Genomic DNA, 13,928 nt, shown 5'->3' with positions numbered 1-13,928 from the left:
AATCCGAGGGGCAGGTTCCTTGTTGCACTAAATTGTAACAAGGTCTCTGTCTTTTTTTGTTGCGGAAAATCTCGCGTTCAGCAAGAGTATGGAAATTTTTGAGAAGTTTCATAGTATAATAGCACTATATAATATACAAAATGGTTCAACATTCAGACAACTCCTTATCAAACTGCATCATCCAAGAAATTTCAATTTCCTTAGCAGATAGGTTCTCTGACGATTGTGTGAAGCTTGCTGAAGAAAGCAATCTCTTACCCATCAATGGGATTGAATTTGCAAAAGCTCTATTTTAAAAGTTTATAAGGTTTCATTCTAACCGATGAAACGCACACATACTATGAGATTTGAAGAAAAGTGAACGAAAAAAACTCAATCCGATGGAGGTCAAGTAAATGGATATGCACTACCGAACATGGGGAGATCCTCAAAAGCCAACAGTAATCCTGCTGCACGCCCTCGCATGTCACAGCGGCTGGTGGGAGTGGGTGGCACCCAAACTTGAAAAGGACTACTTTTTGGTAGCACCAGACTTTCGAGGACACGGTCAAAGCCCTTGGGCAGATAGCTACCGTTTCGATGATTATGCAGAAGACGTAGAGGAATTGGCCAGTAAACTCGAAGGTCCGTATTCAATCGTTGGCCATTCAATGGGAGGTTACGTCGGGCTCAAAGTAGCTAGTCGAGGAGTCAGGCCACCTTCCTCATTACTAATAGCCGATATGAAAATTGATTCGCCGGAAGAGGAGTTGGTAGGCTTACATAAAGCGGCTCAAAAGAGTGGTCGTGTATACGACTCTCTGGAGGAAGCTGTAGCCAAGTATAGGTTACTGCCACCGAAGCATACAGCCCCGACGGAGGTAGTGGAACAAGTGGCTAAAGAGTGCTTTTATGAAATGGAAGATGGTCGATGGGGAGAGCGGTTTGATCGACGGGCACTGGGGATAGAGAATGTTGAAGCTTTGGAGTTGGCTAGAATGGTTAAATGTCATACTTGGATTGTTCGGGCGAAGGAAAGTCAGGTAATGCCAGCTGAAGGTGCGAAAGAGCTTGTTCGACTCACATGTGGGCAGCTGTATGAGGTTGAAGGGTGCTATCATCACTTACCTTTAGAAACACCTAAAGATCTTTCGAGCCTAATCCGTGACTTCGTGGTCCAAACAAGCTATTGAATATTACTTTTTATGGCAGTAGAATAGTGTGAAATAAGCCTTCCGGTTTAAGGGGAGGCTTTTTAGATATTTGGGAGTTTTTAGTATAGTTAATATTGTATAATGAAAAAAGAACAAAGTGAGTAGTAAGTAGGTGTAAACAAAGTGATTTCTGATAAAAAACTTATCGTAAACTCCGAAAAAGGTAATTTGCTTAATGAACTTATTAAATCTATAAAGGAATGCCAACACTTTTATTTTAGTGTGGCATTTATAAATTTTAGTGGATTACAACTATTGTTAGAAACATTTAAAGAGGCTGAGAAAATAGGAATAAAGGGAAAAATATTAACGTCAACATATCTTAATTTCACCGACTCAAAGTCTCTGAAAAAGATAAAAGAATTCGAAAATATAAATCTAAAAGTGTTTGTAACTGATAAAGAAATTGGATTTCATACAAAAGCTTATATTTTTGAGTATAGAGAATATTACAAAATAATAATTGGATCCTCAAATATCACTCAAAGTGCTCTAAAAAGTAACGTTGAATGGAATGTAAAAGTTGTATCAAAAAAAGAAGACGAATATGTTAGAGAAGTTTTAAAAGAGTATCAAAAGATTTGGGATATTGGTACAAAAGCAGATCAGGGTTTTATTAGTAGGTATGAAAGTTTCCTCCAAAATTTAATTAGGAAAAATATATATCCTCAGGTTATTTATGAAGATATAGAATATATTGTTCCAAATAGAATGCAAAAGAGGGCTATTGAAAGTTTAGAAAGACTGCGATCTTATGGGGAGAATAAAGCCCTTGTAATTGCTGCTACTGGAACCGGAAAAACTTATATGTCTGCATTCGATGTTAAAGAATTTAAACCTAAAAAATTATTATTTATCGTTCATAGAGAGGAGATATTAAAGAAGGCAAAAGAAACATTTGAAAAATTGATTGTAAATGAACCAGTAACATTTGGATTTTTTACTGGTAATGTAAAACAAAAAGATGCTGATTATTTATTCGCAACAATTCAAACAGTTTCAAAATATTATAAGGATTTTGATCAAGATGAATTTGATTATCTTATAATTGATGAGGCACATCATGCTACGAGTCCAAGTTACGAATCAGTTTTATGTTACTTTAATCCTAAATTCACACTAGGTATGACAGCTACTCCTGAACGTAGTGATGGAAGAAGTGTATTTGATTTGTTTGATAACAATGTTGCCATTGAGGTCCGCTTACATGAAGCATTAGATGATGAGTTAATCATTCCCTTCCATTATTTTGGTATTACAGATATAGATGAAGTTGATTTGAGTGATGTGGATATAGATGATATCGCTGAAATAACTAAAAGACTAAAGGTTCATGAGAGAGTTGAGTTCATCATAGAACAAATGAACTTTTATGGACATGATGGTGATAAGAGAAAGTGTCTAGGCTTCTGTGCAAGCAAAGAACATGCGAGGTACATGACAGAAGAATTTAACAGTAGGGGATACAAAAGTATATGTTTGACAGGAGATGATTCTGTTGAATATAGATCTCAAATTATCCAGAGATTAGAGGACGAAAAAGATGATCTACAGTTTATTTTCACTGTTGATATATTTAATGAAGGTGTAGATATCCCTTCAGTTAACACGGTTCTGATGTTAAGACCTACCAACTCTCCAATTGTGTTCATACAGCAACTTGGAAGAGGACTTAGAAAATATAAAGGAAAGAGTTTTTTAACCGTTCTTGATTTTATTGGAAATCATAACAAAACCTTTTTAATAGCAATCGCATTAAATGGCAGTAGATATTACGATAAAGATAGCTTAAAGGTTGCAATTGCAACAGGATTTGCGAATATTCCTGGAAGTACTCATATACAAATGGACGAAATTTCACAAGAGAGAATATTGCAGCAAATTGATAAAGAAAATTTCAATTCTATGAAATACTTAAAAGAAGAGTACAACGAGTTTAAAAAAATGAATAATGGAAAAGTTCCATATTATTTGGTTGATTATTTGAAATATGATGGTGCACCAGATCCAATTAAATTCATTGATCGTGAAAAAATTTATCTTCAATTTGTGCGGAAAGTGGAAAAGGATGAAAACTTGTTATCTTTATTAAGTAATGTAATATTTGAAGGTGCACTGAAGGAGATTTCAGGAAAACTCCCGCTAAAAAGGATACATGAATTTGTTATCTTAAAATACTTACTGGAGCATAAGGAAATTTCACAAAGCATAGCAAAAAGAGAGATTCTAAAGTACATCAAAGAAGTTGATAGTGACACTATTATTCACGCATTCGAATGTCTCACTCAATCTTATTATGACAGTGTTCAAAAAAGAGGAAAGCTCCAATTATGTGAGCTGCAAGACGGATTATTGATTAAATCAGATGATTTTTCAAATATTCTTAAGAATAGTGAATATAAAAAATATATAAAAGATCATATTCAATATGGAATATTTCGTTATGAAAAAGAATTTAAACAGGATTATTATGGTATACCTCATTTCAAACTTTACGAACAATACTTGATGGCAGATGCTGCGTTGCTATCAAACTACAGGAAGATTCATTCATCCTTTAGGGGTTCCGGTTTACTAGCTAACGGTAAGGATTATTTCCTTTATATTGATTTACACAAAGAAGAAGACATTAAGGAAAGCATAAATTATCAAGACAAGTTTCTGGATCAAAAATACTTCCAATGGCAATCTCAAAATAGTACAACACAAACTTCCGAAAGAGGTAAGAATATAATATACAACAAAGAAAGAGGGGTTAGTCTACATCTTTTTATTAGAAAGTATAAAGAAATTGACGGGAAGACAGAGCCTTATATTTATATTGGGAAGGGAAATACTGTTGAATTCCATGGAGAAAAACCTATTACCACAGTACTTGAATTAGAACATGAAGTGCCGCAGCGAATATACACTGAGTTTGTAAAAAAAGTATAGTCTTCTCATATGAGAAGACTATTTTTCATTTATAAGTTTTTCAACTGCTGGAATATCTGCTGGTGCCCATACAAGCGATTTAAGGTTTTCCCTCTTCATCCAGATTATTTTTGAGTGTTCACTTAGTCTAGGATTACCTTCGATTATTTTTGCTTTAATGCAAATTAAATTGATAATAAAGGTTTCATATTCATGGGTATTATCATGAAATAGGTTACTTGTTTCAATCTTACATTCCATTTCCTCGTAAATTTCTCTTTTTAACGCTCCGTAAATATCTTCACCTAATTCGACTTTTCCACCTGGAAACTCCCACATGTTAGGGATAGCCATTTGGGGTGATCTAAGAGCACAAAGGATTTCATTTTGTTCGTTTTCTATTATTGCTGCTACTACCTTAACTGTTTTTTTCAATGTTTACCCTCCAAGAACTGATAGATGACTATTATTGTATAAAAAAGGATATCACAATGTTTAATTGTGAACAATAATTACACTTTTTATTGTTAATTACAATAAAACTATATTATAAAATTTTTATTCCAACTAATTATAGACACTTCTATAGTCTCTTCTTACTAGTATATCTTGTCTATTTCCCTATTTTTATTGTATTAAATTTCATCTTGGTAAAAATATGAAATAAAAACTATATTTTGTAGTATAATGTAAAAAAACGTCAAAACACGGAGTGGTAGTATTGGCTTTTACAGTTCCCGAAAGTATACGGTCTACAGCAACGGCTGGAGAAAGGTTGCTTTTCAGAACGTTAAAAACATATTTACCTGATGATTACATAGTTTACTATGAACCTAATATACATGGAAAACGTCCTGATTTTGTTATTATTGGGCCGGATCTTGGTTTAGTAGTTTTAGAAGTGAAAGACTACACAAAAAATACACTGTTTCAATTAAATCAAGACGAATGGACCTTAGTAACGTCTTCAGGTGAACAGACTAAAACCAAGAGTCCTATTAAGCAAGCACGAGATTACACGTTTCATATTGTGGATGCATTAAAGAAGGATCGAAGCTTAGTTCAATTGGAAGGGAAATATCAGTTCCAGTTAAAATTCCCTTATGGGTTCGGAGCAGTTTTTACTAGATTATATCAAAAGGATTTTATTGAAGAGGGTCTATATTCGGTCATTGAACCATCTTTATGTTTAACAAGGGATGAAATTGATCCTGAAAAGGAAGCATTTTCTGAGGAGAATTTAGTTGAGAAAATAATGAATATGTTTGTTGTTCCTTACAGATTAAGAGAGCCTCTTATGAAGGAAGATATGGACGCCATTCGATATCATTTGTTTCCAGAGGTTCGAATAAGTGCGGAATTTAAACAACCGGTTCCTTATCAAGACCAATTATTGTTGTCTCTTCATGATATTAAGGCTATGGATTTACATCAAGAGAATCTTGCTAAACAAATTGGTAGTCAAAATCGACTAATTCGTGGTGTAGCAGGAAGCGGGAAAACGTTGATTCTTGCAAGTAGAGCTAAGTTGTTAGCAAAAGAGCATCCTGATTGGAACATTTTAATTCTCTGTTACAACATATCACTAGCTAGAAGTATTGAGCAGATGATTCATCACATGATGAAGGAACCAGATAGTCTCTTTGATTTTGATTTTACTTCTGGCGAAGAGGTTATCCAATCCAATCCTCATAACATAAAAGTTCGGAATTTTCATGCTTGGCTAAAAAATGATCTTAACATACAGGAAAGAGATATTCCTACTATTATTGAGAAGCTTGAAAAGGGTGAAGCCATTTTACCTATGTATGATGCTGTTCTCATTGATGAGGGCCAAGACTTTGAGGGAGATTGGTTCCAACTAGTGAGCAACTTACTTAACCCAGATACCAAGTCTCTATTATTAGTAGAGGACCGGGCTCAAACTATTTATAAACGGAAGCGCAGCTATGTTCAAGATACAGGGCTTAGTTTTCAAGGGAGATCGAAGGTTCTGAGTATTAACTATCGCAATACCGCTCAGATTGTTAAGTTTGCTTGGGAATTTTACCAAAATAAATCAAAACTAAAAAATAAAGTAGTAAGTAAAGAACATGAAGGTGAGATTATCGCCCCACAAAGTACAAGAAGAAAAGGGGCAGAGCCAGCGATAATTAAGACAGACAACTTCTTCCATGAAGCAAAATTTGTGGCACGTCAAATTAAAAAGTTGCACGAAGAGAAAAAGGTTCCTCTCTCAGAAATCCTGATTCTTTATCGTGTTAAAAAGACCTATAAAATGGATTATATATCTGTATTAAGACGATCTCTAGAACAAGATGGGATCGGGTATTATTGGTTAACAGAAAACAGTGAAACCAAAAGGGCTTTTGAAAAAGATGATAATAGAGTTAAAATCAGCACTATTGATAGTAGTAAAGGTCTGGACTTCCAGGCTGTCTTTATCGTTAACATCGACAACATGCCATTTGCTTTAGAAGAGGATAAAGAGCGTGAAGCATCACTGCTATATATTGGGATGACAAGAGCAAAGGAATTCTTATGTTTGTCCTATTCGGGAGAATCTGAGTTTACTAGATATTTGGATCAGGTCGAGGCTCATAAGAAATTGGTTCGGTCGGAGGATGAGCGGAGTGGGTAAGCTGCTTTTGGTAAAATGAGAGAGTGGAAATAAATATTGTTTATAAAAGGATAAATGGTGGAGGGGAGTTTATGAAAGTTAACAGTCTTGCAAAGTTCGAACAATTAAAGACACAAGGTCAAGGATATTTTGTTATTTCTGACATTGCTAACCCTACTAAAGTACACCATGTAAAATGTAGTTTTGTAACGGCGCAAAATTTCAAAACAAAGGTTATTGATAACTCAGGAAAAAACGGCGATTATATGTATTACTCGAGCATTGAAGCAACTAATGATCAGATTCATAAATGTGGTCACTGTTTTAGATGATACCTTGGACATTATGGAGGCTGCTATGAAACCAACAGAACTAAAGGATAAAATCAATAACCTATCAGTCTGGAAAAAGGGAGGCCAACGTGCTCCTCATAAACCTCTCTTAATTTTATACGCTCTAAGTCATTTTCAAGCAGGGAAGAATCGGTTAATTCCCTATAGAGAAGTAAGAGAAGTCCTTACAGATTTACTAGTGGAATTTGGTCCAAAGAGAAAATCCTATCACCCGGAAGAACCATTCGTACGGTTGCAAAGGGATGGTATTTGGGAGCTCGATATGCAGGTCAATAGGAGTAATCCTAGTAACAAACTACTGTTAGAAAAGCATATAAGTGGTGGTTTTACAGAGGAAGTAACTAGGGTTTTAGAGGAACATCCTCACTTGGTTCATGAGTTAGTTGAGATTGTGTTAGAAGAGCATTTTCCTGAAACCCTCCATGATGACATCCTAAGGCACGTCGGCCTAGAATTAGTATATAGAGGTAAAAAGCAAAAGCAAAGAGACCCTCGATTCAGAGAAAAGATACTTCGAGCATATGAATACAGTTGTGCAATTTGTGGATTCAATGTTCGGCTAGGGAACCATTTAGTGGGAATAGAAGCTGCCCATATAAAATGGCATCAAGCCGGTGGACCGGATACGGAAGAGAATGGAATAGCCTTGTGTTCCATGCATCATAAATTATTTGATAGGGGAGTTTTTACATTAGCTGAAAATAGAACTTTCCTAGTTGCTGAATCGGCTAATGGAACAAATGGGTTTGATGAGTGGCTGATGAGATACCACGGACAGTCAATTCGTTCCCCCATTCATCCAGCTTATAGACCAGAAATATCTTATGTAAACTGGCATGTTAGGGAAGTGTTTAAAGGTCCGGAGAGGTATTATTCTGTTTAGATTGAAAAATTGTATGAAAAGCAAGTTATATTTTGCTAAAAGGCGCGTAGGACGGTGCAAGAACATAGAGATATCCAGTGGGTTCACTCAGCAGTCGTATATTTTTTTATTTGATTGTGAGGTAGTGGGCTAAAACTAATTGTAAAACAGGCGTGGTACAAGTGCAAAATAATAAATGACCTAGAAAATGGCGTGAATTTGTTGCGCCATTTTTTTATTTTGATAGTCTTTGACATTTTACAGATTTTTAATTTTTGTTTTTCAAAGTTAGTCTGGTTGGAGTAATATGGAATTAGTGAAGTATAGGGGTGTTGGTAAAAATGGATATTTTTACATTTTCAGAACGATTTACACCATATGGTTGGTTCCCCGACGTTGAATTTTTTGTATTTATGGGTATTATCCCCGTTTTACTGCTTTTGGTTAAGGCGTATAGGTTATTGATCGTTCAATCCATAATAAATATATGGTACTCAGTTTGGATTCTTATGGCTGGTTGGGATTTTTACACTGAAAGAGCACAAACCAATGTCATGATTTTTATCATTATTTGTGTGTTATATCTTATTGAATTGATATATGTATTTAATTTAATAAATAAAAGGTATAGAAAGAATAAGGGGTAAACAAAGTATTCTATTATTTAACGAGGTGTCATTCATGATTTTGGTGAGTTCTTGCTTGGCTGGGTTACATGTAAGATATAACGGGACTCATAGTTTGGAAGAGAAGATTCGTCAATTAGTGGAAGAAAATCATGCTGTTACCGTTTGTCCAGAATTACTGGGAGGTTTTTCAACACCAAGGGAGCCAGCGGAAATAGTAGGTGGAGATGGTGCAGATGTTCTGGATGGCAGAGCTAAAGTCATTGAGAAATCTGGTGCAGATGTAACGGACCTTTATATAAAAGGGTCCATTGCTACATTAGAAAAAGCCCAAAAATTGAAGGCAACTGTAGTTGTTCTAAAGGAGAATAGTCCTTCTTGTGGTAGTTCAACCATTTACAACGGTAGATTTAGTGGAGAGAAAATTGCTCGCAATGGAGTGACAACTGCCTTATTAAGGAGAAATGGAATTCGAGTAGTTTCTGAGGATCAATTTATAGGAAATCTTATTCACACGATAATAGAGTAGCATTACACTAGCGTCATTATAGGGGGAAGAGAAATGAAGAATGACCTTTTAAAAATACTAGAAATAATTAAACTCGGAGAAAAATTAAAGTTCGAAATGAGACACAGTTGGCTTTCTAATGGTAGACAAGAAAGTGTGGCAGAGCATACATGGAGAGTATCTTTAATGGCTATGTTAATAGAACCTTATTTAAAACAAAAAGTAGATAGTTCTAGATTATTAAAAATGATTATCATCCATGACTTAGTTGAGGCTGAAGCAGGGGATATACCTGCCTTTGACACTATGGATAATCATACAGTAAAAGAGCAAAAAGCAATGAACGAAATTAAATCTATTGAAAAGATACGGGATACTCTAGGGGGAGCAATGGGAGAAGAACTATATAATCTATGGTTCGAATTTGAAAACAAAGAAACGTTCGAGTCCAAAGTTGCGAATGCCCTAGATAAACTAGAAGCACAAATCCAACATAATGAAGCTGACATTTCAACATGGATTGAAATAGAACACAAAATGAGCTTTATGATGGATAAACACGTTGGGTTCGACCCTATTCTACAACTCTTCAAAGACTTAATAGAGGAAGAAGCTGAAGAAAAGTTAAAAGAAGCTGGAATTGACACGAATAGCATTAAGGAGGCCATTCTATAAATACATAAAATATACGTATAGGGTGGATTCCATGAAGAGATATTTGTGTGCCCTATTCTGTATGGCAATAAGTTTGACAATTTTATTTGGATGCGGGAGTAAAAACAATAGTCATTCAGCTAAAGGAACAGACGATTTCTTACATGAAGCTAATGTAGACCCGTTTCCAGAAACGACAGATTGGGAACCCACCATATATAAGACTGTCAATAGCTTAGATGGAGTAACCATGTTTGTAAAGGATGGAACAATCTCGTCTACTGGATTGACTGTTACTTTTGAGAATCACTCCAACAAGCAATGCGTATATGGTCAATATTTTTCGTTGGAGAAGAAGATTAACGGAGTATGGTATCAAGTCCCTGTAGCCTTAGATGGTGACTACGGTTTTAATGCCATTGGCTACGACTTAGCTCCTTCAAATATGGCGGAATGGACAGTGGATTGGAATTGGCTTTATGGGAGTTTGGATCAAGGAGAATACCGTATAGTTAAAGATTTACTGGATTTTAGAAATACTGGGGACTATGATGAGCATTATTTGACAGCGGAGTTTACTATTGAATAAAGAACATTGGAAGATAACAAGGATTGTGAAAAAAAAAACGGTAGCGTTGATTTTATTAATCAAATGCCAGTTAAGAAAAAAGATTACGGTAAGCTTGGAAGATGATTATTTTAGACCAGTCAATATAACTTGACTGGTCTATTTTTTATGAAGAGATGTATTTAATTTTAAGAAATATTTAAGATTTGTGTTATAACATGGGGAGAGTAGTTTATAAAATTTGCTTATTTGGTAAGGTGTGTTCATATGTCCATTCGAAAACGACTGATTTGGTCTAATATCGCGATGATTGTGATTCCCATTATTGGGTTTTTTGTAATAGAAATTGTGTTAGGTATAACTTTGTTTGGTGGAACCGGGTTTGAAGGTACTGATGGAGACCATTCGGCTCAATATGCAGAAAGGTTTGAGGTGTTTTTACCGCTTCGTTATGTAGGCTTGTTGCTTTTAGTAGTTGTGACCAATGGCTTGTTAACCTATGTGGTTTCAAATAGTATTCAGAAACCGGTTCGGAAGCTGTCGGAAGCAGCAGAAAAAATTAGCCGTGGGGAGCTTGATTTTACAGTGGAAACTGGCGGGAAGGATGAGCTAGGGCAGCTTTCAAGAGTGTTTGAGTTGATGCGACAACGGCTAAAGGAGTCTGCTGAGTTGCAGAGGAAGTATGAGGAGAATTGAAAAGAGTTGATTGCGAGTATTTCACATGATTTGAAAACGCCGATTACCTCAATTAAGGGCTATGTGGAAGGGATTCAGGATGGTGTGGCGGATACACCGGAGAAAATGGAGAGATACATCCAAACGATTCATACGAAAGCGAATGAATTGGACCACTTGATTGAGGAGTTGTTTTTATTTTCGAAGTTGGATGTGAGTGCGGTTCCTTTTCACTTTGAGAAAGTGGATTTGCGTACGTTTGTTCAGTTTTATATAGATGAGCTCAAGGATGAGTTGGAGCGGGCTGAGGTTGAGGTTCAGATTCAGGATGACGGTGGGGATTTTTATACCAAAGCGGATCGAGAGCATTTAAGGCGCGTGTTTGCGAATGTGATTCAGAATGCAGTGAATCATTTGGATAAGGATGAGAAACGGATTTCTATTGGGTTGGTTAGGAAGAGTGAGTATGTAATGGTATCGATAAAAGACAATGGGAAAGGGATTTCGGAGGACGCACTCCCTTACATTTTCGATCGTTTTTATCGAGCAGACCAGTCCAGACAGGCATCGACTGGAGGAAGCGGGTTAGGGCTTGCCATCGTGAAACGGATTATGGAAGAGCATGGTGGGGAAACGTGGGCGAAAAGTCGGTTAGGAGAAGGGACGACGATTTATTTAAAGTTTAAGCCCTATGAGGAGAAGATGGGATGAAGAAGATTCTGATTGTGGAAGATGAACGAAGTATTGCGGAGTTGGAGAAGGATTACTTGGAGATTGATGGATTTTCTGTCACCATTGAGACTCATGGACAGTCTGGGTTGGAGCGGGCCCTTCGTGAGGATTTTGATTTATTGATTTTAGATGTGATGTTGCCTGGCGTAGATGGCTTTCAAATTTGTAAGCAATTGAGAAGCGAGAAGGATATTCCGATTCTTATAGTGACGGCTCGAAAAGAGGATATTGATAAGATTCGTGGGCTTGGATTAGGCGCGGATGATTATATGGTGAAGCCGTTTAGTCCGAGTGAACTGGTGGCGAGGGTGAAGGCTCATTTGGCACGCTATGAACGGTTGGTGAATCGTAGCGGGAATAGTGGTGGAGATGAGCTGAGAGTGGGAGACCTTGTGATTGACCGTTCGTCCAGGCGTGTATTTGTGGAGGGGGCAGAGACAGTTTTTACCTCGAAAGAATTTGATTTGCTGGTTTTCTTAGCCTCGAATCCAAACCGTGTGTTCAGCAAAGATGATTTGTTTGAACGGATCTGGGGGATTGATTCGATGGGGGATATATCGACAGTCACGGTTCATATTCGAAAAATCCGAGAGAAAATTGAGAAGAACCCATCTGACCCAGAGTATATCGAAACCGTTTGGGGAGTGGGGTATCGGTTTAAAGGATGAGGGACAGGGGGACAGGAACCTCTGTCCCATGTTTTATTCCTTTGCTATGAGGTTTATATCCTCGATATACCAGCCCTCAATGGGTTCACTTCTGCCCAATCCTTTTGATAGGACAAATTGGTAATCATGTTTAATGTCATCAATAGTGCTATAGGTAAGAAGTAGTTTTTCGTTTTCCATTTTGAATTCTTTAAGGTCGAGAACTGCGTTTGGTATCCATTCGAATGATCTACTACTAAACGATATTCCACATGGACATTCCTCTTCACGGTTCATGAAGTATAAACCAATTCCATTTTCACGTGCAAGGAGCTCATTGACTTCCGCAAGCTTTTCCACTGACTTATAAGACTCGACAGTTTTGATGGCGTCTTGAATGTCTTGATATGGAATCGGTGATTTTATGGCATCTATTTCATCTTTGAGGGAAGAAAGATCTTCTTCTAATTGACTATTTTTTCCCTGTAGCTCTTCAGTTCGGTTTGAACTGTCTTGTAGTTCTCCCTCTAAGGTAGCAACGTTTTGAATCAATTCTTCCTTTTCCTCTTGTAGTTCCTTTGCCAGATTAAAAGTCCTGAGGCTTAAGAAAATACCAATCGCTGTAATGAGCAATAAGAGGATCAGAAGATAAGTCCTGAAGCGTTCTCTCACTCGTCATCCCTCCTTTTCAAGAGTGTGTACTATATATACGTGAAAAGTTGTATGAAGTTTCAAAAAACTAAAAGTGGGACAAGGGGACAGGAACCTTGTCCCAGTTACTTTGATAATAAGTAAATAATGTGAAGGTTGACCCAGGCAGAGGTTGCGATTTTCCCATAATTTGGAGCATATTTATACTCTTCTATGTTCTATAGTGGAGGTCATAAATTTCAAATGGCTCCGATAAAGTATACCAATGGATAGATTCATCTCTTTTTAAAAGGAGATAAGATATGAACGAATATCTAAGCATAGGATTGGAGTTCACTGTTGGTTTATTGCTGCTACTTGGTATATATAGGTTCATGGGGAATAAAGAATTTTCTCAAATCACACCTGTTGATATGATTTTTGTCGTGGTCCTTGCCGAAATGGTGGTCAGTATTTCCCTTTCCAACGAGTATCATTTGGTTCACCTGATTTTTGCAATGCTGGTATGGACGGTGCTCATATACATCATCAAAACCATCAGTAAAAAGTCTAAAACTGCCAGAACCATCTCACAGGGTGAACCGAAAACCATCATCAAAAATGGGAAGGTCATTGATGCAGTCATGGAAGAAGAACAAATGAGCAAAGAGGAACTCGACACACTTTTAAGGAATGTCGGTGTGTGGGATATTGAAAAGGTAGAAATCGGAATCCTTGAAATCAGTGGAAAAATCAATTGTAAACGTAAAGGTGGGACATAGGGGACAGGAACCTTGTCCCACTATAAGAAACCTCACAACAATTAAGTCGTTGTGAGGTTTTCCTTTGTGCGCCCAGCATGGGTGCAATCTATAGGGTGCAAGTCCCGAACTGTGAAGGCAGAAGTAGCAGTAGCTTAACGCAAGGGTGTCCGTGGTGACGCGGAA

The 13,928-nt window shown here is 36.8% G+C and carries 15 protein-coding genes; 13 read left to right on the top strand and 2 right to left on the bottom strand.

The window, feature by feature from the left end; translation table 11 throughout:
* Positions 1 to 395: 395 nt before the first annotated feature.
* On the top strand, positions 396 to 1,172 hold the full coding sequence (locus tag ABDZ91_RS18865) for an alpha/beta fold hydrolase (RefSeq protein WP_343802534.1): 777 nt from the start codon (positions 396 to 398) through the stop codon (positions 1,170 to 1,172).
* A gap of 144 nt (positions 1,173 to 1,316) precedes the next feature.
* Entirely contained in the window at positions 1,317 to 4,127 is a 2,811-nt protein-coding gene (locus tag ABDZ91_RS18860; protein ID WP_343802531.1) for a DEAD/DEAH box helicase, read from the top strand.
* 18 nt (positions 4,128 to 4,145) lie between these two features.
* Here the strand turns inward: ABDZ91_RS18860 and ABDZ91_RS18855 are convergent, their stop codons facing one another.
* Positions 4,146 to 4,541 (bottom strand): (deoxy)nucleoside triphosphate pyrophosphohydrolase, encoded by a 396-nt coding sequence (locus tag ABDZ91_RS18855; protein ID WP_343802528.1) that lies wholly within the window; start codon positions 4,539 to 4,541, stop codon positions 4,146 to 4,148.
* 286 nt (positions 4,542 to 4,827) lie between these two features.
* Here ABDZ91_RS18855 and ABDZ91_RS18850 point away from each other — a divergent pair, with 286 nt between their 5' ends.
* The 10 genes from ABDZ91_RS18850 (at position 4,828) to ABDZ91_RS18805 (ending at position 12,372) form a co-directional block, all read left to right on the top strand.
* Positions 4,828 to 6,747, top strand: a complete 1,920-nt coding sequence (locus tag ABDZ91_RS18850; protein ID WP_343802525.1) for a 3'-5' exonuclease — start codon at positions 4,828 to 4,830, stop codon at positions 6,745 to 6,747.
* Positions 6,748 to 6,818: 71 nt separating this feature from the next.
* Complete coding sequence (locus ABDZ91_RS18845) at positions 6,819 to 7,058, top strand: hypothetical protein (protein ID WP_343802522.1); 240 nt, start codon at positions 6,819 to 6,821, stop codon at positions 7,056 to 7,058.
* Between the two features lie 25 nt (positions 7,059 to 7,083).
* A complete protein-coding gene (locus ABDZ91_RS18840; RefSeq protein WP_343802519.1) occupies positions 7,084 to 7,962 on the top strand; it encodes a phosphorothioated DNA-binding restriction endonuclease in 879 nt (292 codons plus the stop codon).
* A gap of 320 nt (positions 7,963 to 8,282) precedes the next feature.
* Positions 8,283 to 8,588, top strand: coding sequence for a hypothetical protein (locus ABDZ91_RS18835; protein ID WP_343802516.1), 306 nt, complete (start codon positions 8,283 to 8,285; stop codon positions 8,586 to 8,588).
* Positions 8,589 to 8,622: 34 nt separating this feature from the next.
* A complete protein-coding gene (locus tag ABDZ91_RS18830; RefSeq protein WP_343802513.1) occupies positions 8,623 to 9,096 on the top strand; it encodes a 2-thiouracil desulfurase family protein in 474 nt (157 codons plus the stop codon).
* Positions 9,097 to 9,129: 33 nt separating this feature from the next.
* On the top strand, positions 9,130 to 9,750 hold the full coding sequence (locus tag ABDZ91_RS18825; RefSeq protein WP_343802510.1) for an HD domain-containing protein: 621 nt from the start codon (positions 9,130 to 9,132) through the stop codon (positions 9,748 to 9,750).
* A gap of 31 nt (positions 9,751 to 9,781) precedes the next feature.
* Entirely contained in the window at positions 9,782 to 10,318 is a 537-nt protein-coding gene (locus ABDZ91_RS18820; RefSeq protein WP_343802507.1) for an immunoglobulin-like domain-containing protein, read from the top strand.
* A 246-nt stretch (positions 10,319 to 10,564) separates the two neighbouring features.
* A complete protein-coding gene (locus ABDZ91_RS18815; protein WP_343802503.1) occupies positions 10,565 to 10,993 on the top strand; it encodes a HAMP domain-containing protein in 429 nt (142 codons plus the stop codon).
* Between the two features lie 6 nt (positions 10,994 to 10,999).
* On the top strand, positions 11,000 to 11,683 hold the full coding sequence (locus ABDZ91_RS18810; protein ID WP_343802500.1) for a sensor histidine kinase: 684 nt from the start codon (positions 11,000 to 11,002) through the stop codon (positions 11,681 to 11,683).
* Positions 11,680 to 12,372 (top strand): response regulator transcription factor, encoded by a 693-nt coding sequence (locus ABDZ91_RS18805; RefSeq protein WP_343802497.1) that lies wholly within the window; start codon positions 11,680 to 11,682, stop codon positions 12,370 to 12,372. Before ABDZ91_RS18810 ends, ABDZ91_RS18805 begins: the two co-directional genes overlap by 4 nt.
* A 33-nt stretch (positions 12,373 to 12,405) precedes the next feature.
* Here ABDZ91_RS18805 and ABDZ91_RS18800 read toward each other — a convergent pair whose 3' ends face one another.
* Entirely contained in the window at positions 12,406 to 13,023 is a 618-nt protein-coding gene (locus ABDZ91_RS18800; RefSeq protein WP_343802494.1) for a hypothetical protein, read from the bottom strand.
* A 281-nt stretch (positions 13,024 to 13,304) separates the two neighbouring features.
* Here ABDZ91_RS18800 and ABDZ91_RS18795 point away from each other — a divergent pair, with 281 nt between their 5' ends.
* On the top strand, positions 13,305 to 13,763 hold the full coding sequence (locus ABDZ91_RS18795) for a DUF421 domain-containing protein (RefSeq protein WP_343802491.1): 459 nt from the start codon (positions 13,305 to 13,307) through the stop codon (positions 13,761 to 13,763).
* Positions 13,764 to 13,928 lie beyond the last annotated feature (165 nt).

Origin of the sequence: Bacillus carboniphilus (assembly GCF_039522365.1) — a bacterium.
Classification (GTDB): Bacteria; Bacillota; Bacilli; order Bacillales; family JC228; genus Bacillus_BF; species Bacillus_BF carboniphilus.
The sequence above is the reverse complement of the archived record's forward strand: the minus strand, read 5'-3'. Positions and strand labels throughout refer to the sequence as shown.

Coding starts and splice junctions, on each gene's coding strand:
- ABDZ91_RS18825 (WP_343802510.1), top strand. CDS start 9,130: ATGAAGAATGACCTTTTAAAAATACTAGAAATAATTAAACTCGGAGAA.
- ABDZ91_RS18815 (WP_343802503.1), top strand. CDS start 10,565: ATGTCCATTCGAAAACGACTGATTTGGTCTAATATCGCGATGATTGTG.
- ABDZ91_RS18805 (WP_343802497.1), top strand. CDS start 11,680: ATGAAGAAGATTCTGATTGTGGAAGATGAACGAAGTATTGCGGAGTTG.
- ABDZ91_RS18840 (WP_343802519.1), top strand. CDS start 7,084: ATGAAACCAACAGAACTAAAGGATAAAATCAATAACCTATCAGTCTGG.
- ABDZ91_RS18820 (WP_343802507.1), top strand. CDS start 9,782: ATGAAGAGATATTTGTGTGCCCTATTCTGTATGGCAATAAGTTTGACA.
- ABDZ91_RS18865 (WP_343802534.1), top strand. CDS start 396: ATGGATATGCACTACCGAACATGGGGAGATCCTCAAAAGCCAACAGTA.
- ABDZ91_RS18795 (WP_343802491.1), top strand. CDS start 13,305: ATGAACGAATATCTAAGCATAGGATTGGAGTTCACTGTTGGTTTATTG.
- ABDZ91_RS18845 (WP_343802522.1), top strand. CDS start 6,819: ATGAAAGTTAACAGTCTTGCAAAGTTCGAACAATTAAAGACACAAGGT.
- ABDZ91_RS18835 (WP_343802516.1), top strand. CDS start 8,283: ATGGATATTTTTACATTTTCAGAACGATTTACACCATATGGTTGGTTC.
- ABDZ91_RS18830 (WP_343802513.1), top strand. CDS start 8,623: ATGATTTTGGTGAGTTCTTGCTTGGCTGGGTTACATGTAAGATATAAC.